Origin of the sequence: Tumebacillus permanentifrigoris (assembly GCF_003148565.1) — a bacterium.
Classification (GTDB): Bacteria; Bacillota; Bacilli; order Tumebacillales; family Tumebacillaceae; genus Tumebacillus; species Tumebacillus permanentifrigoris.
This window is the reverse complement of the sequence record NZ_QGGL01000015.1, coordinates 96287-122291: the sequence shown is the minus strand read 5'-3', so window position 1 is coordinate 122291 and position 26005 is coordinate 96287. Positions and strand designations below refer to the sequence as shown.

General features: G+C 57.1%; 26 protein-coding genes. 7 read left to right on the top strand and 19 right to left on the bottom strand.

Annotated features, from left to right (window positions below):
- Positions 1 to 63: 63 nt before the first annotated feature.
- A complete protein-coding gene (locus tag C7459_RS16665) occupies positions 64 to 1029 on the bottom strand; it encodes an aminotransferase class IV (protein WP_109690422.1) in 966 nt (321 codons plus the stop codon).
- Positions 1014 to 1601, bottom strand: coding sequence for an aminodeoxychorismate/anthranilate synthase component II (gene pabA / locus C7459_RS16660; RefSeq protein WP_109690421.1), 588 nt, complete (start codon positions 1599 to 1601; stop codon positions 1014 to 1016). The genes C7459_RS16665 and pabA overlap by 16 nt, the downstream gene beginning before the upstream one ends.
- A 98-nt stretch (positions 1602 to 1699) precedes the next feature.
- On the opposite strand from pabA, the gene C7459_RS16655 reads away from it, so the two are divergent.
- Positions 1700 to 2992: an MDR family MFS transporter gene (locus C7459_RS16655; RefSeq protein ID WP_342766668.1), complete on the top strand. Its 1293-nt coding sequence runs from the start codon at positions 1700 to 1702 to the stop codon at positions 2990 to 2992.
- A 41-nt stretch (positions 2993 to 3033) separates the two neighbouring features.
- Here the strand turns inward: C7459_RS16655 and C7459_RS16650 are convergent, their stop codons facing one another.
- Positions 3034 to 5526 carry a U32 family peptidase gene (locus C7459_RS16650; protein WP_109690419.1) on the bottom strand — a complete coding sequence of 831 codons (2493 nt, stop codon included), beginning with the start codon at positions 5524 to 5526 and terminating at the stop codon, positions 3034 to 3036.
- Between the two features lie 351 nt (positions 5527 to 5877).
- Between C7459_RS16650 and serS the strand changes: the two genes are divergently transcribed.
- Complete coding sequence (gene serS / locus C7459_RS16645; protein WP_109690453.1) at positions 5878 to 7173, top strand: serine--tRNA ligase; 1296 nt, start codon at positions 5878 to 5880, stop codon at positions 7171 to 7173.
- A gap of 46 nt (positions 7174 to 7219) precedes the next feature.
- Here serS and thrB read toward each other — a convergent pair whose 3' ends face one another.
- From thrB to C7459_RS16625, 4 genes are all read right to left on the bottom strand, one after another.
- Positions 7220 to 8137 (bottom strand): homoserine kinase, encoded by a 918-nt coding sequence (thrB, locus tag C7459_RS16640; RefSeq protein WP_109690418.1) that lies wholly within the window; start codon positions 8135 to 8137, stop codon positions 7220 to 7222.
- A 22-nt stretch (positions 8138 to 8159) separates the two neighbouring features.
- The gene (gene thrC, locus C7459_RS16635; RefSeq protein WP_109690417.1) at positions 8160 to 9221 is read right to left on the bottom strand and encodes a threonine synthase; all 1062 of its coding nucleotides are present in this window, start codon (positions 9219 to 9221) and stop codon (positions 8160 to 8162) included.
- Positions 9221 to 10234: a homoserine dehydrogenase gene (locus C7459_RS16630; RefSeq protein ID WP_109690416.1), complete on the bottom strand. Its 1014-nt coding sequence runs from the start codon at positions 10232 to 10234 to the stop codon at positions 9221 to 9223. Before C7459_RS16630 ends, thrC begins: the two co-directional genes overlap by 1 nt.
- A 237-nt stretch (positions 10235 to 10471) precedes the next feature.
- On the bottom strand, positions 10472 to 11299 hold the full coding sequence (locus tag C7459_RS16625; RefSeq protein WP_170119510.1) for a GDSL-type esterase/lipase family protein: 828 nt from the start codon (positions 11297 to 11299) through the stop codon (positions 10472 to 10474).
- Positions 11300 to 11397: 98 nt separating this feature from the next.
- Between C7459_RS16625 and C7459_RS16620 the strand changes: the two genes are divergently transcribed.
- Both C7459_RS16620 and C7459_RS16615 read left to right on the top strand, forming a co-directional pair.
- Positions 11398 to 12330, top strand: a complete 933-nt coding sequence (locus C7459_RS16620) for an ABC transporter ATP-binding protein (RefSeq protein WP_245884597.1) — start codon at positions 11398 to 11400, stop codon at positions 12328 to 12330.
- Positions 12314 to 13315 carry an ABC transporter permease subunit gene (locus tag C7459_RS16615; protein ID WP_425450731.1) on the top strand — a complete coding sequence of 334 codons (1002 nt, stop codon included), beginning with the start codon at positions 12314 to 12316 and terminating at the stop codon, positions 13313 to 13315. The genes C7459_RS16620 and C7459_RS16615 overlap by 17 nt, the downstream gene beginning before the upstream one ends.
- A gap of 66 nt (positions 13316 to 13381) precedes the next feature.
- Here the strand turns inward: C7459_RS16615 and C7459_RS16610 are convergent, their stop codons facing one another.
- Positions 13382 to 14761, bottom strand: a complete 1380-nt coding sequence (locus tag C7459_RS16610; protein WP_109690413.1) for a PAS domain S-box protein — start codon at positions 14759 to 14761, stop codon at positions 13382 to 13384.
- Between the two features lie 152 nt (positions 14762 to 14913).
- Entirely contained in the window at positions 14914 to 15726 is an 813-nt protein-coding gene (locus C7459_RS16605; protein WP_109690412.1) for an HAD family hydrolase, read from the bottom strand.
- Between the two features lie 287 nt (positions 15727 to 16013).
- On the opposite strand from C7459_RS16605, the gene pckA reads away from it, so the two are divergent.
- Positions 16014 to 17603 carry a phosphoenolpyruvate carboxykinase (ATP) gene (pckA, locus tag C7459_RS16600; RefSeq protein WP_109690411.1) on the top strand — a complete coding sequence of 530 codons (1590 nt, stop codon included), beginning with the start codon at positions 16014 to 16016 and terminating at the stop codon, positions 17601 to 17603.
- Between the two features lie 135 nt (positions 17604 to 17738).
- On the top strand, positions 17739 to 18179 hold the full coding sequence (mscL, locus tag C7459_RS16595; protein WP_109690451.1) for a large conductance mechanosensitive channel protein MscL: 441 nt from the start codon (positions 17739 to 17741) through the stop codon (positions 18177 to 18179).
- A 16-nt stretch (positions 18180 to 18195) separates the two neighbouring features.
- On the opposite strand, the gene C7459_RS16590 is transcribed toward mscL, so the two are convergent.
- Entirely contained in the window at positions 18196 to 19422 is a 1227-nt protein-coding gene (locus C7459_RS16590; RefSeq protein ID WP_170119509.1) for a glycosyltransferase family 2 protein, read from the bottom strand.
- A gap of 94 nt (positions 19423 to 19516) precedes the next feature.
- Between C7459_RS16590 and C7459_RS16585 the strand changes: the two genes are divergently transcribed.
- Positions 19517 to 20173, top strand: coding sequence for an HAD family hydrolase (locus C7459_RS16585; protein WP_109690409.1), 657 nt, complete (start codon positions 19517 to 19519; stop codon positions 20171 to 20173).
- A gap of 53 nt (positions 20174 to 20226) precedes the next feature.
- Here the strand turns inward: C7459_RS16585 and C7459_RS16580 are convergent, their stop codons facing one another.
- The 9 genes from C7459_RS16580 to C7459_RS16545 form a co-directional block, all read right to left on the bottom strand.
- Positions 20227 to 20664: a DUF350 domain-containing protein gene (locus tag C7459_RS16580; RefSeq protein ID WP_109690408.1), complete on the bottom strand. Its 438-nt coding sequence runs from the start codon at positions 20662 to 20664 to the stop codon at positions 20227 to 20229.
- 22 nt (positions 20665 to 20686) lie between these two features.
- Complete coding sequence (locus C7459_RS16575) at positions 20687 to 21940, bottom strand: glutathionylspermidine synthase family protein (protein ID WP_109690407.1); 1254 nt, start codon at positions 21938 to 21940, stop codon at positions 20687 to 20689.
- Between the two features lie 62 nt (positions 21941 to 22002).
- A complete protein-coding gene (locus C7459_RS16570; protein WP_109690406.1) occupies positions 22003 to 22464 on the bottom strand; it encodes a hypothetical protein in 462 nt (153 codons plus the stop codon).
- A 4-nt stretch (positions 22465 to 22468) separates the two neighbouring features.
- Complete coding sequence (locus C7459_RS16565; RefSeq protein ID WP_109690405.1) at positions 22469 to 22921, bottom strand: hypothetical protein; 453 nt, start codon at positions 22919 to 22921, stop codon at positions 22469 to 22471.
- Positions 22922 to 23067: 146 nt separating this feature from the next.
- Complete coding sequence (locus C7459_RS16560; RefSeq protein WP_109690404.1) at positions 23068 to 23703, bottom strand: O-methyltransferase; 636 nt, start codon at positions 23701 to 23703, stop codon at positions 23068 to 23070.
- 34 nt (positions 23704 to 23737) lie between these two features.
- Entirely contained in the window at positions 23738 to 24274 is a 537-nt protein-coding gene (locus C7459_RS16555) for a methylated-DNA--[protein]-cysteine S-methyltransferase (RefSeq protein WP_211320414.1), read from the bottom strand.
- Positions 24275 to 24363: 89 nt separating this feature from the next.
- The gene (locus C7459_RS23430) at positions 24364 to 24504 is read right to left on the bottom strand and encodes a hypothetical protein (protein ID WP_170119508.1); all 141 of its coding nucleotides are present in this window, start codon (positions 24502 to 24504) and stop codon (positions 24364 to 24366) included.
- 113 nt (positions 24505 to 24617) lie between these two features.
- Positions 24618 to 25100 (bottom strand): hypothetical protein, encoded by a 483-nt coding sequence (locus C7459_RS16550; RefSeq protein ID WP_109690403.1) that lies wholly within the window; start codon positions 25098 to 25100, stop codon positions 24618 to 24620.
- Positions 25101 to 25294: 194 nt separating this feature from the next.
- Positions 25295 to 26005 carry a response regulator gene (locus C7459_RS16545; protein ID WP_425450730.1) on the bottom strand — a complete coding sequence of 237 codons (711 nt, stop codon included), beginning with the start codon at positions 26003 to 26005 and terminating at the stop codon, positions 25295 to 25297.

Here is a 26005-nt window from a genome sequence, read left to right as displayed (position 1 = left end):
GTATCTCGTGGCGACAGATAGTAATATATCACGAGCCCTGACTCTAGTGCAACCCTTTTGAGACTAGTTATTTCTGGAAGTGAGCGTGCGCCACTTTTGCATCAGGTAGCTTGTGATCGGACCGGGCACGCCCGCATCGATCGGGGTCTGTTCCACGGACACCACCGGGAGGATTCCCACCACCGAACTGGTGGTGAACGCTTCGGTCATCTCACGAAGCTCTGCCCGTGTGAAGCGGTGTTCACGGGTCGGGATGCCCTGTTGGCGCGCGGTTTGCAACACCCAAGCGCGGGTGATGCCGGGCAGGATACCCGTGTCGAGGCTCGGCGTCCACAATTCACCCTCGACGACAAAAAACAGGTTGCTGACCGCACCCTCTGCGATCCACCCCTCGTTGGTGAGTTGGATGCCCTCTCCCCCGCCCCGCGCTTCAAGTTCAGCATAGGCCAGCAGTGAGTTGAGGTAGTTGAGCGATTTGACACGCACGGGGAGCTCTGGGGAATTGCGGCGAGTTTGGAGGATCAGCAGGTCACGTCCGCAACGGTAGACGTCCTCTGCGGGCAACGCGAGTGGTTTCGCGTAGATGACCAGCGTCGGCGTCTGACAGGTCTTGCCGCTCGGACCCAGTGCGCCAGGGCCTCGTGTGAGCGAGAGACGCACATAGGCCTCCTCTAAATCGTTGGCACGGACGGTGGCGGTGATCAGGTCGTGCAAGTCAGAGGATGACCAAGGGAAACGTTTCGAATCCGCTGAAATCGGCGTATCCAGACGCGTCGCATTCGCTTGAGGCAACGGCAACCCTGCTTGCGAAAGCGAATCGTCCGCAACGGATATGCCCACTTGACTTACGAGTTGCAACGCCTCCGCAGACTCCACCAGTCTCGCGTAATGCTCCGCCCAAAACATCGGCTCGCCACCAACCGTGCGCATCGTTTCAAAAAGTCCTGCCCCATATAAAAAGCCGTGGTCGAGCACCGACACCTGCGCCTGTTCCACCGGAAGGATCTTGCCGTTTAAACAGACGTACATACCAATCCCTGCCGTTCCATGAAGTTTCGGAGCATCGCCTTCCCGTGCTCGGTGAGGATCGCTTCCGGGTGGAATTGCACACCCTCTACCTCTAGTTCTCGGTGGCGGATCGCCATGATCTCCCCCTCTGCCGTCCATGCGGACACCTCAAAGCAGTCTGGCAACGTCTCACGCTCGACGATCAACGAATGGTAGCGACACGCGGTCAACGGACTCGGCAAGTTTGCAAAAACAGACCGGCCATCGTGATGTACCGGCGATGTTTTCCCATGCATCATCCGCTCGGCTTGCACAACCCGCCCGCCGAACGCCTGCGCCATCGCTTGCTGGCCCAGACAGACGCCGAACAGGGGAATCTTGCCCGCAAAGTGACGGATCGCCTCCATCGAAATTCCCGCTTCGGTCGGCGAGCACGGACCCGGCGAGATCACGAGAACCTGCGGGTTGAGTTGTTCAATTTCTTCTATTGTAATCTCGTCGTTGCGTCGGACGAGCAATTCATGGCCCATCTCGGTCAGGTATTGGACGAGGTTGTACACAAAGCTATCGTAATTGTCGATCATCAGGATCACGGTGGGGTCGCTCCTTCCTGTAAACTGCATTTATTATATCCCAAAAACCGACTCCAGACGGAGGCGGATTTTGATTTTTGTGATAACATGGAAATACATTGGTATTTGGAGGGATTACTTTGACCTTTCGTGAACTACATCTTAATGTTAAGATTCGGCTTCTTCAAAATTTTATTGGAAACATGATCGGCAGCATGGTCTTTCCCTTCCTCGCCATCTACTTCGCAGAAGCGATCGGTCCCTCGCTGACCGGCTTGCTGATCGTGCTACACATCGCGATCACCGTATCGGCAGGCGCGTATGGCGGACATTTCGCTGACAAGTTTGGCCGCAAACGGGTGAAGCTGTACGCGGAGACAGCCCGTGTCCTGCTGTTCGCGGTCGTGGCGCTCTCCAACTCGCCGTGGTACGAATCCGCGGTCGTCACCTGCATCGGCATGCTGTTGATCGGGTTCTGTGACGGCTTGAGCGGCCCGGCGTCAGAGGCGATGCTGATCGACGTCACCACGTCTAAGTCGCGGACGCTCGTCTACAGCGTCGACTATTGGTCGAACAATTTCGGCCTCGTCATCGGTGGGATCGCCGGCGGCTATCTGTTCCGCTCGTTCAAGTTCGAGCTGTTCAGTGCGATGACCTTGTTCCTCGCCCTCTCCCTCGTCGTCCTGATCGTTTGGATCACGGAGACCAAGCCAGAATCCAAGCCGCTCCCCGCCGGGGAAAAACCAGCGGGGATGGTGGCGACCTACATGACTGTCTTCAAAAACCGCATCTTCATCATCTTCCTCGGAGCCGCGCTGCTGTGCGGATCTCTGGAGAACATCACCAACAATTACGGACGCGTGCGGCTCTTTGATGACATCTCAACTCCACAAACGATCTTCACGCTCGGGAGTTGGGTGTTCACAGCTGATGGGCTGCAACTCTTTGCCTTTCTCCAAGCCATGAATGCGATGATCGTGGTGCTGTTCTCCGCTGTGGTTCGCAAGTGGGTACACCGCTTCGGTCATCGCCGCGCCTTGCTGTTGGGGGTCGCGCTCAGCACGATCGGATACGCGGTGATCATCGTCAGCAATTGGCCACTGGTGCTCGGCATCTCCATGATCATCGCCACCATCGGGGAGATCACTTGGGTCCCGGTGAAACAGACGATTCTCGCTGACCTCGCCCCCACCGAGAACCGGGGGGTCTACATGGCGGTCGCCGGGTTGACCGGCGTCGGGTCGTCGATGCTCGGCGGTCTCTCGATCACGCTCGGTGCTTACGTGTCGTCGTGGACGATGTTCGCCCTGTTCCTCGTGGTGGGGATGCTGAGTCTCTTCTTCTACGCTCGCACGATGAACAGCCTCTCTCGCCGGACGAAGGTACCCGCCCAACCAGAAGTCAGCGTGTAGAAAAAAAGACCCTTTGCCACGTGGCGAAGGGTCTTTTTTGCTTACTTCGTGAGCTGTCCACGGGTGACGCCCAGTTGGTTGGTTGCGTTGAGGTTCCGCCAGACGTCTGTACCGCTGACGTCACCGTTCAGTGCTTTGCGGTAGAGATCGAGAACTTCGCGAACGCGCTTGCCTTCTTCCTCCAGGAATTCAACTCGGTAATAGCGCACACCGTTGCCGAGGAATTCGCCGAGATATTCGGCACCCGATTGATCGACCGCGTTGTAGACGGTGTTCCGGCAGCCGGTATCAACACGCACCGGATGCTCCATGCCGACACGGTCTTTCAGCGAGATGCTTTTCTCCTCACAAGGACGGCCACAGTTGGTGTAGTCGGTGCCTTCGGAGAGGAACGTGCAGTAGACGCAGTGCTCCATATGGAACATCGGCATGTGTTGGTGGATGACCACCTCGACGCGCTCTGAGCGCGATTGGCTCAGCAGGTCAATCATCTGCTCGGTGTTCAGGTCATAGGAAGCGGTGACGCGGTCAAGACCGCTGTCGAGGAACAGGTTGGCCGCTTTGTGGTTCGCGATGTTCAGCGAGAAGTCACCGATGATCTCGATCCCCGCCGGGCGTTCCTGTGCAAAGTAGTGCGCCGCACCTGTGTTGCGCACGAGGATGCCGTCCGGTTGGTGCTTGAGCATCTGACGCAGGATGCTGACTTCGCCCGGCATCAGGATGCGCGGGGTGGCGAGGGCGATTTTTTTGCCATGACGGCGAGCGGCTTCGACCGCTTTTGGATAATCTTTGACAAACTCAAACTCCGCGTAGATGTAGTCCACGTCCGTCTGTCCCGCCGCTTCGATCTGTTCCAGCGAACGGCAGAGCGCGACCAGTTTCGCTTCCTGACCATCGACAGGCTCCGGGATCACGGTGTCCTCGTAGGGATCGACCTCACGCTTGGTGTATTTCGGCGGTGCGATGCGCTGTTCGAACAGTTGCTCGACCGCTTCTCGACGGATGCGGTTCATCTCCGACTTCGGGATGATCACACTGCCGGTCAGTTCGACATGCAGCTCGTCCAATTCATAGACGGTGCCGCCCAGACGACCGAATTGTTCCCGCAGAACTTCCTCGTCCAACGGACGCTTCAACGCTTCTTCTGCCGGTTGCTCAGAATTGATCGTGACGGAATTGCCTTTTTTCACATCGGTCCAGACGGTGACCAGCGGTTGGCCGACCGCTCCGTAGACTTCGAGGTTGACTGGGAAGGTGTGGTACGGCTTTTCCGTTTCGAAGGTTCTGCGCAGGCGACGGTCAAGTTCCATGTCGGAGGTCCGCCACACTTTGTCCCCGACATTGATGCTCCCGAGGTTCACGTCGTTGCGGCCCATGACGATCTCGTAGAGACCAGATTCAACGCCGCCCTCGATTTTTTGACCCTTGATGCGGATGTCGTAGACGCGTCCGCCCTCTTCCTGCTGGGTCGGGTCGCCAAAGTCAAACACGATGCCATCGCCGCGTTTCAGCGGGGCTTCCAAGTCGATGAGGATCGCGTCACGGTAGACTTTTTTCACGCGGCCGAGGTAGACGCCGCGTTTTTTCGGGTAGGTGCCGTCGACGAGTTGCTTGTTGTTGGTACCCGTCAGGAAGCCTTTTGTGAACCCGCGCGAGAAGGATTGCTCCAGTTCTTGGATGTCGATCAGGTCCGGCTGGTAGTCGGTGGCGCCGAGGAAGTACGCGTCAATCGCTTTGCGATACTTGGAGACAACGTTGGCGACATACTCCGGTGCTTTCAGACGGCCTTCAATTTTAAAGGAAGTCACGCCTGCTTCGATCAGCTCCGGGACGATTTCCAGCGCGTTGAGGTCCTTGGGCGAGAGCAGGTAGGAGATGTTGCCCATGTCTTTTTGCTCGCCATCGACCATCATGTCATACGGCAGGCGGCAGGCTTGTGCACACTCGCCGCGGTTCGCCGAGCGACCGCCCCACATCTCCGAGGTCAGGCATTGACCGGAGTAGGACACGCAGAGCGCGCCGTGGACGAACACTTCGAGCGGGACTTTTGCCGAGTCCGAAATTTTCTTGATCTGCTTGAGGTTGTTCTCGCGACCGAGCACGACGCGTTCCATGTCATAGGTCTTGGTGAATTCAACCGCCTCCGGGGAGGTGATCGTCATCTGGGTGGAGCCGTGGATCGGGAAATCTGGCGAGATTTCGCGGATCATCTTGACGAGGCCGAGATCTTGGACGATGACTGCATCCACACCAGCATCAATGCAAGCATGGATCAGTTCTTTGGCGTCCTCCAGTTCCGTTTCAAAAACGAGGATGTTGAAGGTGAGGAAACCCTTCACACCGTAGGTGTGCAGGAACTCCATGATCTGTGGCAATTCAGCCATGAGGAAATTGTTCGCACGAGCACGGGCATTGAATTTCTCAACGCCAAAGTAGACGGCGTTCGCTCCATTGGCGACCGCTGCACGCATCGCTTCCCACGTACCTGCTGGGGCGAGCAACTCGATGTCTTCACGCTTGAGGTCAGTTCGCATCTATATGTAACTCCTTCCGATGGAATCCTTTGCAGAGGATAACTGCTCCATTGTACTATTTTTCCCCAGAGTGGAAAAGGTATAGCCCTTGCCAAGCAAGTCGAGGATACCTTATAATGTAAAAACATTTATGGATATCGTGATCATGCCGTGGAAGAGCATCCAACTCAGAGGCGCTTGCGAAGAGTGAGCCGGGAGTCACCCGTTACCGTGACACCAAAGCGGGCCTGACTCTCTCTATGAGAGAACCAGGCCAAGTTGGGTGGCACCGCGAGACCTTGAAAAAGAGCGCTCCTCGTCCCAATCGGATGAGGGCGCTCTTTGTATTTTTTTAAAGGGGAGTGGTGTGAAGTGTTAGACATTCGGTATATTCGTGAAAACCCGGACGTGGTGCAAACGGTCGCCCAGCAAAAAGGAATTGAGGTCTCGATCACCGATCTGTTAGCACTCGACGGCAAGCGTCGCGCCTTGCTCCAAGAAGTCGAAGGTCTGCGCAAACAGCGCAACGACCTCTCGCAATCGATCCCGCGCCTCGCCAAGGATGGAAATCAGGACGAGGTCGAGCAAATCAAGGAACTCGTGCGCGGGATTAACGCGAACTTGACCACACAGGAAGCGCTGCTCCAAGACGTGGAGCAACAGTGGTCCACGTTGTTGTTGCGCGTCCCGAACATCATCTCGCCGGACACGCCGATTGGCGCATCTGATGAGGAGAACGTCGAGCTCCGCCAGATCGGCGAGCTGCCACAGTTTGACTTTGCGATCCAAGATCATGTCACGCTCGGTGAAACCTACGACCTGTTCGACCTCCCGCGTGGGGCGAAGGTTGCAGGAACGCGCCAGTACTACCTGAAGGGCATCGGGCTGTACTTGCACCGCGCCGTCCAACAACTGGCGATCGATCTGCTGACAGAGCGTGGATTCACGGTGATGGATGTGCCGATGATGGTGCGCGAGGATGTGATGACGAACACTGGTTTCTTCCCGCTCGGTCGGGAGCAGACCTACGAACTAGGTCGCGACAACGCTTGGCTCGTCGGCACCTCCGAAGTTCCGCTGGTCTCGTACCATGCGGGTGAAGTGGTCGATGTGAACCAACCGATCCGTTTTGCCGGCGTCTCGAACTGCTTCCGCCGCGAAGCAGGCGCGGCCGGACGCGATACGCGCGGATTGTACCGCGTCCACCAGTTCGCCAAGGTCGAGCAAGTCGTGATCTGCAAAAACGACCCTGCGGTCTCGGAAGCGATTCTGCAAGAGATCACGAAAAATGCGGAGGATCTGTTGCAGTTGCTGGAGCTCCCCTACCGTGTCGTCGCTGTCTGTACGGGCGATATCGGGCAAGGAGTCTACAAAAAGTATGACATCGAGACGTGGATGCCGTCGCGAGAAAACTATGGCGAGACGCAATCGGCGTCGAACCTGCTGGAGTTCCAAGCGCGCCGCTCGAACATTCGCTATCGGGATGAGAACGGACAGTTGCAATACTGCCACACGCTGAACAACACCGCTGTGGCGACTCCGCGCATCCTGATCCCGCTGTTGGAAAACCACCAGCGCGCAGATGGTTCGATCTACATCCCGCAAGCGCTGCGCAAGTACTTGAACGGGCTGGAAGAGATCAAGCCAGGTGCGAACGTATTCGGCTAACCAAAAAGCGTATCGACTTCCCGCTCGGGAAGTCGATACGCTTTTTTTATACGATGGTGGGTACGACGACGTGCTCGCACACACCACTCAAATCCGGATACAGATGCATGATTCGGCAGGTCACACCATGTGCGGCGAACGCTTGCTGCATGGCGTGTCCGACTTCATCGCGATGGCCCTCTGTGAACGCGATCAGGGTCGGCCCTGCACCAGACAGTGCGGCGCCGACTGCGCCTGCCTCCTCGGCGCTTTTTAACACGTCATTCATGCCGGGGATCAATTCGGCGCGATGGGACTGGTGGAGGCGGTCTTCCAAGCATTGACCGAAGAGTTCGAGGTCATTTTTTTGCAACGCGGCCACGATCAGACCTACGTGCGATGCGCTGAATATCGCATCTGCCAAGCTGACCTGTTGTGGCACGACAGCACGCGCCTGTTCCGTGTGCAGTTCGAAGTCTGGAATCGCCACCACGACACAGAGTCCAGCGGGCGGCGTCAGACGTTGGACGCGCCACTTGTCGCGCACATGGCCTGCGACGGAGAATCCGCCGTACAGAACCGGAGCGACGTTGTCCGGGTGGCCCTCCATCACCGTCGCAATCTCTAGCAACTCCTCACGGCTGAGCGCATCGCCACAGATCCGATTGGCCGCCGCGAGACCTCCGACCAGCGCAGCAGATGAACTGCCGAGACCGCGCGTGACCGGGATGCGGTTGCAGAGGTGAATCCGCAGTCCCGCAGGTGCGTAGCCGACTCGCTCAAACACCGCGAGCGCGGCTTGGTACACCAGATTGCTCTCATCGCGAGCGATGTCTGCCGCTCCCTCCCCCTCCACCGTGATCTCTAAGCCTTGTTCGATCTCCTCCATCTCGATCTCGTTGTACAAATCCAAAGCCATGCCCAACACGTCAAATCCCGGCCCGAGGTTCGCCGTCGTCGCTGGAACCCTCCATCGCGTTTGCATACCCGCTCACACTCCCTATAAATTAGTTCGTTTGCAAGATCGTCTGTACAACCGCCTCTTGCGTGGCCGGGATGCTTTTCAGTTCAAGCGCATTGACTTGGAGCGCAACGTCGGAGTCCTTTAACCCATTGCCTGTCAGGACACAGACGACACGAGCACCGGACAGCAGTTGACCTGCGGCACGGCTTTTGATCACGCCGGCGAGCGAGGCAGCCGAAGCGGGCTCACAGAACACGCCCTCCGCCCGCGCCAACAGTTTGTACGCAGCCAAAATCTCCTCGTCGGTCACGCTGTCGATCGCGCCACCAGACTCCTGCGCCGCACGCACCGCACTGTCCCACGATGCCGGGTTGCCGATGCGAATTGCCGTGGCGATCGTCTCCGGCTCCTTGATCGGTTCCCCGCGCACAATCGCCGCAGCCCCCTCCGCTTCGAAACCGAGCATCCGGGGGACACTCTGCACGATGCCTGCCTTGTGATACTCACGGAATCCTTTGTAGTAAGCGGTGATGTTGCCCGCGTTGCCGACGGGCAGCGCCAAGTAGTCCGGGGCAGAACCCAGTTGTTCACACACTTCAAACGCTGCTGTCTTTTGCCCTTCGATGCGATACGGGTTGACCGAGTTGACCAAGGTCACAGGATGCGCACGAGAAACGTCCCGCACGAGTTCTAATGCCTGATCAAAATTCCCCTGCACCGGCACGATCTCCGCGCCGTACATCATCGCCTGCGCCAGCTTGCCATACGCGATCTTGCCATCTGGGATCAACACGATGGAACGCAACCCGAGTCGTGCAGCATAGGCTGCTGCCGAGGCGGAGGTATTGCCCGTCGAGGCACAGATCACGGTGCTACTGCCCTCCTCTGCCGCTTTGGCGACGGCGAGCACCATGCCGCGGTCCTTGAACGAGCCCGTCGGGTTCAACCCTTCGAATTTCAAAAAAATCTCTACGCCGAGCTGGGCTGACAGATTCGGTGCCGGGATCAGCGGTGTATTGCCTTCACAGAGCGACAAAAGCGGCGTCCGTTCGTTGATCGGGAGCCAGTCGCGGTAGGCGTGGAGAAGTCCTTTCCAGACTGCCATTACGCCCACCTCGCCATCTGTTGCGGTTGAGCGGCTGCGAACTTGCGCCCTCGTAGCACGGCAAGCAAGTCACCGACCACGGCACTTGCCGTCGGCATCTCGCCAGCCCCGCGTCCATACAACATCGCTTCCCCGAGCGCATCGGCGTAGACATACACGGCGTTGAAACAATCACCGACTTTTGCCAGCGGGTGCGCCGCTTCCAGCCACATCGGGGCGACGGATACCTCGATGGCGCTCCCTTCCCGACGAGCGCGGCCGATCAGTTTGATCACTTGACCCCCTGCCTTGGCTCGTTCCACGTCCTGCTGGGTGACGCTCTCAATCCCTTCGAGTTTGACGTCTGCCAGTTCTACCGCTTGGCGGAACGAGATCGAAGCGAGGATCGCCATCTTGCGCGCTGCATCGAGCCCGGAGACATCTGCATGCGGGTCGGCTTCTGCATAGCCGAGCTGTTGGGCTTCGGCGAGCGCGTCTTCATAGGCCGCACCCTCGGCGGTCATTTTGGAAAGAATATAGTTCGTGGTCCCGTTGACGATGCCCATCACTTCGCGGACGTTGTCTGCCGCAAACGACTGTTTGAGCACGCGAACGATCGGGATCGCGCCGGCGACTGCCGCTTCGTAGAGCAGTTCCACACCGTTCTCATCGGCAGCTCGGTGCAAGAGCGCACCATGCAGTGCGACCAAGTCTTTGTTCGCCGTGATCACGTGCTTGCCAGCCTGCAAAGCTTGCAAGACGATCTCCTTGGTCTGCTCTTCGCCGCCCATCACCTCAATCACGATGCGTACTTCCGGATCTTCGAGAATGTCTTGCACATCTCGGGTGAGCATGTGTCGCTCAACGTCGACGGCCCGCATTTTTTCCAAGTCGCGAACGAGAACACGCTGAATCTCTACTTCATAGCCGCACTTTTGCGCCAGTTCTTCCACGTTCTGTCGCAACATCTTCACCACACCCGACCCAACCGTGCCGAGTCCTAACAATCCGACCTTGACCACTTTGCGATTCATGGCTTGCTCTCCCCCTGTGTTCACTGTCAGTGTACACTCTTAGTGTACCTGTGTGTTTTCTTGTTGGACATTATAAACGCATTTCTGGGTTCTGTGCAAGTGCCTAGCGATTGCTTTTTTGATTAATCGGACGAGAAATATAAATGAAACCGTATTCATTTTTAATCCGGCACCAGATCACAAAAAAGCGCCCTCCCGAAGGAGAGCGCTTTGTCTTTTCATAGGTGACAGTCAGGCTTAGAGAATCGATTTTGGTAAGGCTTGTTTGATGCGTTCGGCCATTTTTTCATAACCAGACTCGTTGGGATGGAAGTGGTCGCCGGAGAGCAGACGATCGGTGTTCCATTCGAAGATGTCGGCGGTCGGAACGATTTTTGCATTGGCGTACTTCTGGACGATGGAGATCGCGTTGGCGTTCCAACCGTCGAGCAGCGCGGTCAATTTGGCCCCGTCCTCGACGATCCCTTCGAACGGATTGTACAGGCCGACGACGAGCACAGGTGCGTTCGGGTTGCTGGTGCGCACGAGCTTGAGGATCTCGTCGAGGTTTTTGGTGTAGCGGTCTTGGGCGGCGAGCAGTTTGGTCTCGTCGAATTTGTTGGTGGTCAGAATGGTGCTGATATCCCCCACCGAATGTGTGATGTCATTGCCGCCAATCGAGATCAGGATCAGCTTGGCATCCTTGAGCACCGCTTGTGTGCCTGCGCTTTGCACGGTCTTGAGCAATTCTGGCGATTCGAGGCCAGAGACGCCGAGGTTGTTCACCGTGACTTTGCGACCGTCTGCATCAAGCTTGTCTTTTAGGTAGCCGACATAGCCTTTGCCGTTTTTGTCACCGACACCTTTGGTGAGCGAGTCTCCAAGTGCGACAACGGAGTAGGTCTGATCGGTCTGTGTGGCGGCGGACGCCGGGGCGGTTTGTTTTTGAAGCGTATCGGTCATCTCAGCTGCGGATGTGGTTCCTTTGGGTCCGAGTAGGGCCATGACGAACCCCGCACCGAGGACAAGTGCACTGGTAATCGCGAGCGTAGAGACGATTCTCCACGACCAAGATGTATTTTTCATGGGATCGAGACACCTCCTTGATCTATCTAGTGTAGCACAGATTCGGTATGATAGGAGCATAGGCGTTTTTTCCTACTCTTAGAATTGAGGTGAGACCGTTGACCCATACACCTGCTGCCATCGCCCTCTCCGTGCAGGGCTTACAGAAGACCATTGGCAAACGCACAATCATTCGCAACATCACCTTCGACGTACAGGCGGGTGAAGTGTTCGGCTTTCTCGGTCCGAACGGTGCCGGCAAGACGACGACGATCCGCATGATCGTCGGCTTGATCGCGCCGACGGCGGGTCGTATCTTGATCGATGGGCATGATGTGCGCACCGATTTCCTCGCGGCCATGCACAAAGTCGGCTGCATCGTCGAGAACCCGGAGATGTACAAGTACATGACCGGCTGGCAAAACCTCGAACACTTCGCCACGATGCTTGGCGACTGCACCGAGGAGCGCATCCACGAAGTCGTCCAACTCGTCAAAATGGACGCACGCATCCATGACAAGGTGAAAAGTTACTCGCTCGGTATGCGCCAACGCCTCGGCATCGCCCAGGCCCTGCTCGGTCGTCCGAAGCTCTTGATTCTGGACGAGCCCACCAACGGTCTCGACCCGGCCGGCATCCGCGAGCTGCGCGAATTCATCCGCACGCTCGCCGCTGAGGAGGGGCTGGCTGTCTTTGTCTCCTCACACATGCTCGCTGAAGTTCAGATGATGTGCGACCGCGTCGCGATCCTCTCCGGCGGGGAGATCGTCAAGGTCACGTCTGTTCACGACATCGTCGAGCACGGTGAAAACCGCGTGGAATGGACGGTCGATCCGCTCGACATCGCACATCGCGTGATCGCTCAGGAACTGAGGAACCAGCCGCTGGAACAGGTCGGTACCACGAAACTGGTCGCCACCGTGACGCGCGCCCAGACCGCTCAGATCAACGAAAAGCTGATTGCAGCTGGCGTTCACCTCTACAGCGTGACGATTCAGAACCAATTGGAAGAACTGTTCCTCCAGATCACAGGAGGTGAGTCGATTGCGTAACCTCCTCGCCCTCACGCGCAACGAAACGTTGAAAGTATTGCGCAAGCGCAGATTTTTTGTCGTCGTGCTGATCCTGCTCTGCCTGATCCCGCTGTTCACCTACGGGCAGTACACCTCAGAACAGCGCCTGCTCGCCAAAGTCGGCACCACCGACTGGAAGGCACAATTGCAAACGCAGATCACCGAAACTGAACACCGCATGCAATCGTCCTACCTGCCAGACGAGCAGAAAAAAATCCTCGCCCTACAAGTCGAGCAAAACAAATACTACCTCGACCGGGGCATCAACCCGAAATCGACCGGGGCGACCACGTTCACGCGCTTTTTCATGCAGTATGGCGTCTCGCTGTTCCTGCCCTTGCTCGTGATCGTCGTCGCGACAGACATCGTTTCCAGCGAACACTCCGAAGGCACGATCAAGCTCCTGTTGACCCGTCCGGTCAAGCGCTGGAAGATCCTGCTCTCCAAGTACCTGACGCTGTTGATCTACACCACGCTGACCGTCGTGATCACGGGGGTCGCCTGCTATCTGATCTCTGGCTTGTTTTTCGGCTACCAAGGTTGGGACGCGCCGATGTTCACCGGGTTCCAGATCGCCAACGGCACGTTCGATGCCAGCCACGTGCAAGTGATTCCACACTGGCGGTTGCTGTTGATGAACTACGGACTCGGCTGGATCTCCGTGATCGTCGTCGCCACGCTCTCCTTCATGGTCTCGGTGCTGGTTCGCAGCACTGCAGCCGGGATGGGCGTGATGCTGGCGATCTTGATCGGTGGCAACATCCTCGTGCAACTGGCTGCTGACTTCCCGCTCGCCAAGTACCTGTTCACCTCGCACTTGCGCCTGACCGACTATGTGAACGGCACCCCGCTGCCGATTCCAGATGTCACGCTCGGATTCTCGCTGGCGATCCTGACCCTGTGGACGTTCGGCGGTCTGCTCGTCAGCTTCCTGACCTTCACCCGCCGCGATGTACTCGCATAAGGCTTGAATAAAAAAGAGGCGACCCTCATCGAGGGTCGCCTCTTTTTTGGCTGCGCGTCTGTCTCCCTAGAGCGGCAACAGCACTTCAATCGTCGTTCCCGCGCCCACCACGCTCTCGATGCGGATCTCGCCGTGGTGGTTCTCGATGATCTGCTTGCAGACCATGAAGCCTAGACCTGTGCCCTTTTCCTTGGTTGTGAAAAAAGGCTCGCCGACCCGCGTCAACAACTCCGGGGCAATCCCGCCTCCTTGGTCAGCAAACGAGACGCGTATGAGGTCTCCGTCGTGCCAAAGTGCGATGTCGATACGACCGCCGGCTGGCATCGCCTCCAAGGCGTTTTTCAAAAAATTGATGAAGACTTGCTTGAGCTGGTTCTCATCACAGGCGAAGGGCGGCAGATCGCGCTCCAACTCCGCGATGACTTGCACATCGCGCAGGATCGCCTGTGTTTCGAAGAGCGCGATCACCTCGAGCAGGATCGCGCCCACATCTTGCACCTTCACGGAGTGGGCTTGCGGCTTGGCGAGCATGAGCAGTTCGTTGGTGATCAATTCGATGCGGTTCAACTCCGAAGCCATCACGCGCAAGTAGGGTTCCTTCGCCACCGCCCCACCCTCCATCAGTTGCACGAAGCCTTTTAGCGCCGTCAGCGGGTTGCGAATCTCGTGGGCAACGCCCGCTGCGAGCTGTCCGGCGACGGAGAGTTTTTCCGTTTGAACGAGCAGTTGTTGCGTAGTCTTGCTCTCCGTGAGGTCGCGGACGATCCCGGTCACGGCTACGACTTGACCGTCGCGGTTTTTGATCGGAGAGAGCGTGACCAACGTATCGAGCAGACGTCCATCCTTGCAGAGCTTCCTCGTTTCGTGCTCCGTATAGGAATGACCCTCCTGAATCAACTTATTGAACTGCGTCTGCACAGCCACCACTTCAAATTCTGGTGTTACCGGCAGCCACCGCCCCATCAACTCACTGCGCTCGTAGCCAAAAATCCGCTCGAACGCTTCATTTACGCGCAACACGACACCGTTGGGATCGAACAGCACGATCGCGTCCTTGGTATACCGGAAAACCGATTCCAACAGTTCCTTGACCTCGCGCAGTTCATCATCTGGTGGCGGGCTTTCCTCCACAGCTAGATTGCGGGCGATCAGGTACAGGCCGACCGTCTGTTGCGCCTCCACGATCGGCAGAACGGTCCAAGCCGCCTGGAGCCGCCCTTGCACGGGATGGGCCAGCGCGGACTGACCGCCGTGTGGAACTTGTTGAGCAACCGCGCCCATCAGCCACGCACGGACGTTGGCGCGATCTGCTGGCAACAGCAATTCCTCATAAGATTGGGTGCCAATTTGGCTTGCGGCCCGATTGGCGGAAAGCATGTGTCCCTCTACGTCCAATGTCCAGATCAGATCTGGGTGCCATTCAAACAATGTATGTGTATGAACCATCCTGTTCGCCCCAATTCAACATGTACGTCTTGCAAAAACAGTTTCACAGCATTTCTATGACAAATATTGAATTCTATGTCTACCTATTTATTCCTTCACTAGAAAAACCTATACATAAATATGTATAGGTCGAATGAGTTCTATAAAGTTATTTAAGACGCGGATGAGGTTTTGCGATCAAACAAAGCATAACGAATGGCCGTTGCTACACCTGCAACATCGTCGGGTGCCGTGACATAGTCGGCTCGTTCCTGTACTTCTGGAGCCGCCCACCCCATCGCAACACCAAAGCCCGCCCACTCGATCATCGACAAGTCATTGAAGTTGTCACCGAGCGCCATCACTTGTTCGGAGGGGATGCCCCAGCTCTCACAAAGCGCTTGCAACGCCGCACCCTTGGTGCTCTGCGGATTCATGATCATCATCTCCGGGATGCCGTCCGCATACTTGGTGACATTCAAGATCCAGCCGTCGCCTCGACCGCCAAAGCGCGTCAACAACTCCGATACATTGCGCTCGCCCTTGGTGTAGATCTGGTAGGGCGCTTCGATCAAAGTCTCGGCAATGTCGGTTCGAACTTGGGCCTGCGCCACGGGCGTATTCAACAGCGGGTCGTGCTGATGGTTGTTCCAAACTTCGGCCCCGACATAGACGCGAATCGAGATGTCCTGCTCCTGGCAGAACGCGCAGATCTCGCGTGCGAAGTCCATAGGCAAACGTCTCAACCACAAGTCTTGCCCTGTGCTGCCATCCACCAATCGCGAGCCAGACGAGACGATCACGGGCGTATCCAGCCCGAGCTCTCGATAAAAAGCTTCTGTGCGGCCCCAGCCGCGCGCCGTCGCCAGCACCACCTGTACGCCTCGCTCACGAGCCAGTTGCAGCGCTGCTCTGTTCGCGTCCGGAATCGACTTATCCGGTGCCAGCAACGTCTCATCTAGATCGACTGCAATCACACGAATCATCTCGTCTCCCCCTTGCTCCACTCCCCTGCTTACAGGGACTCCAATTATAACATACCATTCGACTTTGTGAATAGGATTTACTTTCGAAATAACTCCATTTCCGAACACACCTGTCAAGATTCAGTCATCCAATTCAAGAAAAAAGTATTTGCCCGAACCCTTGATTGTGCTATACTCAGAGCAATTAGTATAACTCATATAACGGTTGAGTGTGGAACATTCCCGCCTTGACCACCCTATTATAGAACATACTTACCGACTCCCCAATGGAAAGGAATTACCCCACCATGACGACCAAGACTGCCACCACCGATCTGCAAACCATTCTGGACAACACCACCGTTCACTACAACCTGTCCGTCCCGATGCTGGTTGAAGAAGCCGTCAAGCGCGGTGAAGCAATCCTGAGCAACACAGGTGCCCTGAGCGTCACCACCGGCAAATACACCGGCCGTTCGCCGAAGGACAAATTCATCGTGCGCGATGCGATCACCGAGAACCAAGTGGCGTGGGGGCCAGTCAACGCACCGTTTGAACAGGCGAAATTCGACCGCCTCTACAATAAAGCGCTGGAGTACCTGAAAACCAAGCAAGAGCTGTTCGTGTTCGACGGCTTTGCAGGTGCAGATGTGGAATATCGCCTGCCGATCCGCGTCGTGAACGAGTACGCGTGGCAGAACCAGTTCGTCCACCAACTCTTCATCCGTCCGACCGAAGCGGAACTGAAGGACCATCTCCCGCAGTTCACCGTCATCGGCGTCCCGAACTGCGTGGCCGACCCGGCCGTAGACGGCACCAACTCCGAAACCTACATCCTCATCTCCTTTGAAAAGCGCGTCGTCCTGATCGGCGGCACGCACTACGCGGGCGAGATGAAAAAATCGATCTTCTCCGTCATGAACTTCCTGCTCCCTGGCCGTGGTGTCATGCCGATGCACTGCTCTGCGAACATCGGGCAAGCAGGCGATGTCGCCCTGTTCTTTGGCCTCTCTGGCACTGGCAAAACCACGCTGTCCGCAGACCCGAACCGCCAACTGATCGGCGATGATGAGCACGGCTGGTCGGACAACGGCGTGTTCAATTTCGAAGGCGGCTGCTACGCGAAAACCATCAAGCTGTCCGCAGCAGGCGAACCGGAGATCTGGAACGCGATCCGCTTCGGCACCGTGCTGGAAAACGTCGTCGTCGACCAAGAGACGGGCGCTGCAGACTACGACTCCGCCGCCCTGACCGAAAACACCCGCGCTGCCTACCCGCTTGACTTCATCCCAGGCGCAGTCTTCCCGTCTGTCGGGGGTCACCCGAACGTGATCGTCTTCCTGACCGCAGACGCGACCGGCACCCTGCCGCCGATCGCACAACTGACCAAGGAACAAGCGATGTACTACTTCCTGTCTGGCTATACCTCCAAACTCGCAGGTACAGAGCGCGGTGTCACCGAACCGGAAGCGACCTTCTCCACCTGCTTCGGCGCTCCGTTCCTGCCGTTGCAACCGACCGTGTACGCAGAATTGCTCGGCAAGAAAATCGAGGAGCACAACTCGAAAGTCTACCTCGTCAACACCGGCTGGACGGGCGGCGCGTATGGCACAGGCTCGCGCATGAAGCTGTCCTACACCCGCGCAATGGTTACGGCAGCCATCGAAGGCCGTCTCGGCGAAGTCGAGTTCGTGACCGATCCGATTTTCGGCCTCTCGATCCCGACCGCTGTGAAGGGCGTTCCGGCGCACGTGCTCAACCCGCGCAACACCTGGGAAGACAAGGCGGCCTACGACCAAGCCGCGCTCGGACTCGCAGGCCGCTTCGTGAAAAACTTCGAGAAATTCGGCTCCGTCTCCGAGGCGATCAAATCGGCCGCACCGAGAACGGCTCTGTAAATCTACTTCACCAAAAAGCACCGATGCCACGCGGCATCGGTGCTTTTTTCTCGCTACGGCACTAAAAAGGCTCGTCCTGCCGAATACTATTCTAACTCTACATAAGGGAAGGGGGGCTCGAGTATGTTCAGACCCATGCTCAAAGAGTTTAAGGAGTTTGCCCTTCGCGGCAACATCATCGACCTCGCGATCGGGGTGATCATCGGCGGTGCGTTTCAGAAAATCGTCACCTCGGTAGTCAATGACATCATCATGCCACCGATCGGGATGCTGGTCGGCAAAGTCGATTTCTCCGACCTGTTCATCGCCCTCGACCGCGGTCACTACGCATCGCTTGCAGAAGCGAAACAAGCTGGAGCTCCGACGATCAACTACGGGATGTTCCTCAACAACGTGCTGGACTTCCTGATCGTCGCCTTTGTGATCTTCCTCGTCGTGCGCCAGATCAACCGATTCAAACGCAAGGAAGACAAGCCGGTCACGACCAAGGTATGCCAGTACTGCCACAGCACGATCCCGCTGAAGGCGACGAGATGTGGGCACTGCACCTCCGAGTTAGACGTACATCCTGCGTGAAAAAAGCACCCGTCCGCTATTGCGGTGGGTGCTTTAGTTCTTGTAGCGAGTAAAACGTCCCGCGCCAGTAGATGCCGCCCCGCTTCAAGGTGAGAACGGTGGAGCGCAGGAAGATGAACAGAAACAGCAGGACGGTCAGTGGGAGCGCGACCACTTCGATCCCGGAGTAGGTCGTCATCTTCCGCGTGTAGAGCAGGTAGATCGCCACGTTGCAGAGGACCGCTACGAGGAACAACCAGCCCTGCCAACCGCCCGTGAACATCGCCAGAAACGGGAGGAAGAAAAACACCAGCTGCCCGATCGTCGCCACGAGCACCATCCAGAGTGAGTAGTTCAACCCGGCGAACATGTTTTTCTCCAGACCCCGCATCGCGTCGCCAACGCTTGGGTACCACTCGACTTGCAGCAATTCGGGCGAGATGCCCATGCGTTGTTTGAGACGGGCTTGCTTGATCTTGGTGCCCAGCATCAAGTCGTCGTCTGGGCGCATGGCGATCACGCGGTGCGTGCCGACCTGCTCGTAGGCATCGCGCGTGAGTAAATTAAAGGCGCCGATCCCGAAGCCGTCCTTGTGCTGCGTGTCATCGTTGGGCTTCCACGGCCATTTCAGCAAGCACAGCGAGTAGAGAAAAAACTGCACAAACGCCCGCAGCCAAAATGTCTTCGCCACCAGAAATGGCGAGACCGTCAGATGGTCCAACTTCAACGCTTGGAAAAACGCCATCGCCGAACGGACGGCGAACGGCGTGAAATGCACATCCGCATCGGTGAAGAGGATGTAGTCTCCACGCGCGCGCAGGTAGCCTTGGTACAGCGCATGGTTTTTGCCAAGCCATCCAGCAGGCAACTCGTCGATGTGTACCACCTCGAATCGGACGACACCAGCGCCACCCGCACTTCGCGAATCTGCTGGGCAACTGCCTTCCTGCTCCGTTTGCGTTCGCTCTTCCGCCCAGCGGCGTCGCACTGCTTCCATGCGTTCGCCGGTGCGGTCGGCGGAGCGGTCGTTGACGACGATCAGTTCGAGCTGGGCGTATTGGAGCGCCAGCAGGCTTTCGAGCGTGGCTACAATCGACGCTTCCTCTTCCTTGCCCGCCACGATGATCGAGACCAAGGGCTCGTCCGCGAGCGGAGGCAGCACTTTTTTCAAGCGGGGCACTTTCGGCAGCCCCCAGATGTGAATCCCCAACATCGGCACCCAATAGAAAGCGACAACAATCGCCAGTATCTGTAAAGCAGTCATCTCAAACCGCCCTTTCCGAACGATCTCTTGTCTTACTATATCATACCAACTTGGTGTAAGATGGACTCGTAGTAGGTGAGAGGAGGAACCCCATATGATCCAAGCTATTGTGTTCGACTGCGACGGGCTGATCATCGACACGGAGACCCCGTGGTACCGGGCGATGGCAGAATTGTACGAGGAGCGCGGTGTGCAGTTATCGCTCGAAGTCTATTCGCGTGTGCTCGGCACGTCCATCAGCGCGTTTGATCTGTATGCGCATCTCGAGGAAGTGAGCGGCCAACCGGTTGACCGTGACGAAACACGCGATCGGTGGCACCGTCGCCATAAAGAACTGATGCGAGAGGAACGCATCCGGCCAGGCGTCGAGGACTACTTGCGCCAAGCCCAGGAACTCGGCCTGCGCATCGGCCTCGCCTCCAGTTCCAACCGCGAATGGGTGGAAAAGCACTTGCGCGATCACGGATTGCTGGACTACTTCGAGGTGATTCGCACCTCCAATGACGTGGAACGCGTGAAGCCCGATCCTGCCCTGTACCTGAGCGCCCTCGAATTCCTCGGTGTCGCCCCGGAACATGCGGTCGCCTTCGAAGACTCTCCGAACGGCACTCGTGCCGCCAAAGCAGCGGGCATGTACTGTGTGACCGTCCCGAACACGCTGACCGCTCAACTGCAATTCGACACCTACGACGCGCAGATCTCCTCGATGGCGGAGCTGTCGCTTGCTGACCTCCTCCAGAAACTCCGATAAAAAAGGGACGCGCCCGCAACGGGCACGTCCCTTTTTCTCCACACGGGCGAACGTTAGTAGCTGATCAACGCGGCCATCAACAGACCGGTCGCGATGCTCAAGCGAGAGGCGAACACCCCGACAGCCACGTTCCCCTTGGGAATCTCAGCAACAACTTTGAACGGGGTGAACAGCTCGAACAGGTAGAACACAATCACTTGGAACACCGTCCCGATCAAGCCCCAGATCACGAGATCGACCAAGCTGACCGAGTGATAGATCGCCGAAGCCAGCACGATGGCGAGACCGATGATCTTGCCGCCGAGGTCATGCGCGGCCGCTTTGGCGGCGTTGACTTTTTGTTGATCGTCGGTGTTGGCACCGTCCGCGATCAGTTTGAACTCCTTATAAGGCGTGGTGAACGCAAACACCAACAGCCCGAACCCCAGCAAGGGCAACGTCACACCTAAGTACAGTAAAAAGTTGATAAATCCGTTGATTTCCAATTCCATTCCTCCAGTTCCTCCCCGCAGTCTAGTCTGGTTTGACTCCGACCGGCAAAAAGTACGACAGATTCCCGGTGATCCGTCCGCCGACACGCGCGACAAGTGCGGACGCTTGCCCGTCGATCAGAAACGAGCCCCACAGCAGATGCCCCTCATACGTGCCGCGCAACGTCTGCACGGAGATCGGTTGCAATTCCACACGACGCTGGTAGATCATCGGTTGTTCCCAATAAAACGCCTCACGATCCTGCTCCTCCGCCACGCCTGACGCGTCACAGAGCACCACCCCGCCGCCCTCGCGACCGAAGATCGGCTTCGTGACATAGCCGGACTGCCCGAGGAAGCGGTTTTCCATGTAGGTCGGCAGCATGTAACGAGCAATCGCCGCCTGCTCCTCCTCCGTGAAAAACTCCCCGGCTTCGTGCAAATTCCAGATCAGCGCTTGCAACGCTTTGGTCTGGGCGAGAAACCCTTGCGGCGGATTGACCACCGCGAGACGGCGGCGAGCGATCAGATCGAGGATGTGCGCCCCCGTCGGGAAGCCCTCCTCATCACACTCTTCCGCCATTTTTTCAAAGGCGTGCAAGCGGTACAACACATCGATGCGATGCAGTTCCCACGCCTCGCCATCCGTTTTCAGCGCCGCCAAGCTGTCTTCGTAGAGACGCAGATCAGCGAGCGGCACGAATTGCGCCTCGAGCCCAGACTGCTGCAGGAGATACTTCGTCGTGCCCGCATCCTCCTCATGCCAGTCGAGCGCGCTAAAGTAAATCTCCTCGCTGGGATAGCCCAGTTCAGCATAGCGCTGCACGAGCCGTTGGAAGCCAGCCCGGAGTTGTTGCACCATACCTGCATTGGGGTCTGACACGCCGTAGTGCGCACAGACGCGACCGTTGACGTGGAACGCCTCGACGATGCTGGTCGGCGTGTCGCTGTTGAACTCCAGCATCTTGAGCCCGTCTGGGGTCGAGGCGAAATCAAATCGCCCGATCAAGGTCGGCACATCGTCCTGCACCAGCACCCGCACAGCGCCAAGCGCGGACGCTGGAATGCCCAGCTCCAGCAACAGTTCATCAGGCGCCTGTTGGACGATGCCGACGACCTTGTGGAAGATCCGCCCCAACCACTCTGTCGCATCGGTCAGTTCCTGACGTTGTTCTGGCGTGATCTCATACAGCGCAGCCAACGCATACTCCTCGCCATACATCCAATCCCATGTGAAGACGCCCTCGTCACGCAGCGGGCCATAGATCGCATCCCGCCGCTTTGCGTAGTCCAGCATCTGCTGTCCCCCTCGCCTGAACAGGTTCAATACGACATCCAACCCGTGTTCTCGTCTCCTGCTTACGAGCTGCTCGACCCGCTAGAACTGCCGACACCCGACTTGCCGCTGGAGACGCTGCCATTGCTACCACGCCCGATGACGTTGCCTGTGCCTCCACTGCTGGACGGCGGGGATACGGAGCTATTTTTGCCATCGGTGGCGGAACCGTTCGTCGACGTTCCGGGCTGGCCAGAGGTCGTGGAGCCGTTCGTCCGCCCGGAAGACCCGTAGGATGTGCCACCACTGCTGCTGTAATGCCCTTTTTTATAGTACGTTTTGTGCCCGCCGATATAGATGAAGTGCGCAGAATCCACGTCAGAGTTGTCGTCATCGCAATATCCGTCGTCGTTATCGTCTTCGCAGACGTCTTGGCTCGAATACGTCGGTTGGCTGGAGCACCCGGTACCCACCGCCAACGCTGTTGCGGCAAACATTCCGACGAGCAACGCCGACTTGGTGAATCCCTTTTCTTTGGTATCCATCCCGTTATCCTCCCAGTTCTGTTGCTTTTGCGTACCACACATACACGTTGCGGTCCTCGTCGATCTCCGCCGAGGTTTTCTCCCATTCCTTGCCATAGAGATACAGGAAATTGCTCTGCATGTGCAAAAGCGCTTCCATCTCATCGCGGAACTCGTACTTATGAATCACCGGGTAATACGCGGCATCCTCCTGAAATTGACGCAGTTCAATGCGGATCGTCTTCCCATCCGCTTTTTGCTTCGGGTCGACGACATGCTCCTCGACGGCTGGTTGGACGTAGATCACGTACGTTCCGCCGTCGATGGCGACTGATGTTTTTTCAAAAATCTGACCTGCCTTCACGAAGTAATCGCAGGTCATGCGCATCGCGATCTCCGGCTTGCCGATTCGATCGTAGAAATATTGCACGGGAAATTGCTTTCCCTCGTCGAACAAGCGGTACTCCAATCGTGCCACCTGTAGATTCACCCCCCGTTTTATCGTTTGTAAAAAGATATACGAAAAAAAGGCGATAAAGTTCCAAACCATTTTATCACAGAATCGTCAAAAAGCACTCCACCCGTTTTCAGGAAGAGTGCTTTTTCAGAAAAAGGCAAGCAGTCCTATTTGACGCGCGCGATGACGAGTCCATCGCCAAAGGGCAGCAGAAGCGATTCCAAGCGGTCGTCGGAGGCGACTTTTTGGTTGAACGCACGGATGGCGACCACGCTCTCCCCTTGCTCGCCCTCGTCAAAAATCCGGTCGCCCTGTAGGACGTTGTCCGCGGTGATCACAGCACCTGGGTTGGCCAGACGAATCGCCCAGTCGAGGTAGTTGGAGTAATTGACTTTGTCAGCGTCGATGAAAAACACATCGAAGCGTTGGCCTTCCTCGTGCAGCTTTTGCAACGAGTCCAGCGCTTCACCGGTGCGGTACTGGACTTTGTCGCCAAGTCCGGCCTTTTTGAGGTTCTCATGTGCAAACGTTGCATACTCCGGCAACAGTTCCAGCGAGACCAGTTCGCCGTCTGCTGGCAAGGCACGCGCGAGTACAATACCGCTATACCCGCCGAGGGCTCCAATTTCCAGTGCGCGCTTGGCGCCGGTCATTTGCACGACGAGACTTAGAAGTTTGCCGACTTCAGAGGCTACGGAGATCGAAGGCATGTCGGCGTCGCGTATTGACTGCCGAACCGCCAGCAACGTTTCGTCTTCGCGAACGAAGACCTCACGGACGTACTGTTCACGGGATGTGTTCATCAGGAATGGCTCCTCTCAGATCGTCGTTCACGTTTTACTGGGTCGAAAATAGCCCTTTTTGGCTGCGCTCCGCCTCGAAGCGCAGGAGATGTTCCTTGGTCTGAATCCCTCCGGCTGCGGAAAAACCGGTCATCGCGCCCGACTTGCCGACGACGCGGTGGCAAGGGATGATCAGCGGGATCGAGTTCGCCCCACAAGCTCCTCCGACGGCGCGAACCGACTTTTCATTGCCGATCGTGCGGGCGATGTCGAGGTAGGAGCGCGTCTCCCCATATGGGATGTCGCACATCGCCGCCCACACCGCTTCTTGAAATGCCGTACCGCGCACGTCTAACGCCACGTCAAACGTATGGCGCTCGCCAGCAAAGTATTCGCGCACTTGCTGGAACTCCACCGCCAGCGCAGCTGGATCATGCACCAGCTCCGCGTCCGGGACGCGCTTGCGAACGCTTTTGGCAAAAGTCGCCTCGTCCTCTCCACCTAGCGACATCGCCACCAGCCCTTTGGACGATTTCGCTACGTGGTAGGTGATGCCATTGATTTCCATTGCATCCCAAACTACCTTCTTCATCTGCACAACACCTCTTCATGCTACACCTGTTCGTTTCGAATGGAAAAGATCCCTTCCTCCAGAGGAGAAAGAGATCATTTTTCCCATACCTATTTGTGAGGCTTGGTGGTCGTGTGCCGAATCGGTTCCAGGTGTGCTTCGCCTAACTCAAGTTGTTCTTGCTTGGTCAATCGACCTGCTCGAGACTTCTCAGTCAGCCAATCCAGACGTTTCTTCTCACCTCTGGTCATTGCTCGAACACCCCTGGTTCTAGTTTGCACAGCCATGCCTCCCTTAGCCGTGTCGGCTTTTTCCTGTCACACCACAAGCATATGGGGAGAACGGGAGGTTCATGTCCTATACCTTACCCGTTGATCCAGCCCATCGCTTGTTTCGGGTAACGGATGCAGACCATCGCGATGCGACCGAGCATGAGACCGGCGATCGAGAACAGGAAGGGAATCATGAAGTGGTCGCCAGAGAACAGCTCCGGTGTGGCAATCAGCGCGGACATGCCGTATTTGACACCATAACGAATCGGAATCGACAGCAGCCAGAGCCCGATGGAAGCGAGCGATCCAGCGACGAACCATGTGTTGCCTTCTTGATAGACGCGGACGTACTTGCCTTGCACCAAACCAGCGGCGACCCCGAGCAGTGTGGCTGTGAACAGCACGATCCAGTCACCGACGGCGATTCCAGAAATGCTGGCGGCCGAATACATGCCGAACAGCAGGACGAGTAGCGGGAGGAAAAATTGACGGCTGCTGAGTTGACGAGAACGCAGCTGCGCACGGATGACGATGATGAAAATGGCGAGGCCGATGACAACGTTTTGCATATCCATTTGGTAGCACCCCTTGTTGTTGGTTGATCTCTTGGTTTTATTGTACGCGAGCACGAGGGGGTGCCGAATCTATCGCACGGATGATTTATCCAAAAAGGGACGGTCTATCTACAGATAGAGCCGACCCTTTTTTGTACATGCGCTCTACCGTTCGCTCTACCTATCTCTCTATCCCTCTCGCTGTACGGCTGTTCCTACTGGACGATGCCATTGCGCAACGCTTGCACGACCGCTTGGGTGCGGTCCTCGACGGCGAACTTCTGGAGGATGCGGTGGACGTGGGTTTTGACGGTGCCTTCGGAGATCGAGAGCTTCTGCGCGATCGCGTCATTGCGCAATCCGTAAGCCATCTGTTGCAGCACATCGCGCTCGCGCTCGGTGAGCGGTTCAAGCAGTTGAAAGTCTGTGGTAGCGAGCCGGTGCGGATTGACAGTTGGCGACCCGGCGCTAGGTTCGGCTGGTGCTGATTGGGCGGGTTGTGCCGCCAGCATCTGCCCGAGCGCTTGGGCAGCGGTAGCCGTGCGGTAGATCGCTTCTCCACGATTGGCCGCTCGGACGACATCGAGCATCTCCTGTGCATCAGAATCCTTCAATAGATACCCGACCGCCCCTGCGCGGATGCCTTCAAATACGTACTCGTGGACATCGAACGTCGTCAGGATCACCACTTTGGTCTGTGGCAGTTCGGCTACGATCTCGCGGGTGGCTTCGATGCCTGTTTTTTTCGGCATCTGCACATCCATCAGCACCACGTCGGGGCGCTGTTCCAGCACGACGCGCACCGCCTCTTCCCCATTTTCCGCTTCCCCGACGACTTGCATGTCCGGTTGTACGTTGATCACATAGCCAAAGCCTTGGCGGATCATCTTTTGATCGTCGACGAGCACGACGCGAATTTTCTCCAT

Bases quoted from the DNA above. Each gene is read 5' to 3' on its own strand.
- C7459_RS16665 (WP_109690422.1), bottom strand. From the start codon at position 1,029: ATGTACGTCTGTTTAAACGGCAAGATCCTTCCGGTGGAACAGGCGCAG.
- C7459_RS16650 (WP_109690419.1), bottom strand. From the start codon at position 5,526: ATGCGAACTGACCTCAAGCGTGAAGACATCGAGTTGCTCGCCCCAGCA.
- thrB (WP_109690418.1), bottom strand. From the start codon at position 8,137: ATGCAAACGCGATGGAGGGTTCCAGCGACGACGGCGAACCTCGGGCCG.
- thrC (WP_109690417.1), bottom strand. From the start codon at position 9,221: ATGGCAGTCTGGAAAGGACTTCTCCACGCCTACCGCGACTGGCTCCCG.
- C7459_RS16630 (WP_109690416.1), bottom strand. From the start codon at position 10,234: ATGAATCGCAAAGTGGTCAAGGTCGGATTGTTAGGACTCGGCACGGTT.
- C7459_RS16625 (WP_170119510.1), bottom strand. From the start codon at position 11,299: ATGAAAAATACATCTTGGTCGTGGAGAATCGTCTCTACGCTCGCGATT.
- C7459_RS16610 (WP_109690413.1), bottom strand. From the start codon at position 14,761: ATGGTTCATACACATACATTGTTTGAATGGCACCCAGATCTGATCTGG.
- C7459_RS16605 (WP_109690412.1), bottom strand. From the start codon at position 15,726: ATGATTCGTGTGATTGCAGTCGATCTAGATGAGACGTTGCTGGCACCG.
- pckA (WP_109690411.1), top strand. From the start codon at position 16,014: ATGACGACCAAGACTGCCACCACCGATCTGCAAACCATTCTGGACAAC.
- mscL (WP_109690451.1), top strand. From the start codon at position 17,739: ATGCTCAAAGAGTTTAAGGAGTTTGCCCTTCGCGGCAACATCATCGAC.
- C7459_RS16590 (WP_170119509.1), bottom strand. From the start codon at position 19,422: ATGACTGCTTTACAGATACTGGCGATTGTTGTCGCTTTCTATTGGGTG.
- C7459_RS16585 (WP_109690409.1), top strand. From the start codon at position 19,517: ATGATCCAAGCTATTGTGTTCGACTGCGACGGGCTGATCATCGACACG.
- C7459_RS16580 (WP_109690408.1), bottom strand. From the start codon at position 20,664: ATGGAATTGGAAATCAACGGATTTATCAACTTTTTACTGTACTTAGGT.
- C7459_RS16575 (WP_109690407.1), bottom strand. From the start codon at position 21,940: ATGCTGGACTACGCAAAGCGGCGGGATGCGATCTATGGCCCGCTGCGT.
- C7459_RS16570 (WP_109690406.1), bottom strand. From the start codon at position 22,464: ATGGATACCAAAGAAAAGGGATTCACCAAGTCGGCGTTGCTCGTCGGA.
- C7459_RS16560 (WP_109690404.1), bottom strand. From the start codon at position 23,703: ATGAACACATCCCGTGAACAGTACGTCCGTGAGGTCTTCGTTCGCGAA.
- C7459_RS16555 (WP_211320414.1), bottom strand. From the start codon at position 24,274: ATGAAGAAGGTAGTTTGGGATGCAATGGAAATCAATGGCATCACCTAC.
- C7459_RS23430 (WP_170119508.1), bottom strand. From the start codon at position 24,504: ATGACCAGAGGTGAGAAGAAACGTCTGGATTGGCTGACTGAGAAGTCT.
- C7459_RS16550 (WP_109690403.1), bottom strand. From the start codon at position 25,100: ATGGATATGCAAAACGTTGTCATCGGCCTCGCCATTTTCATCATCGTC.
- C7459_RS16545 (WP_425450730.1), bottom strand. From the start codon at position 26,005: ATGGAGAAAATTCGCGTCGTGCTCGTCGACGATCAAAAGATGATCCGC.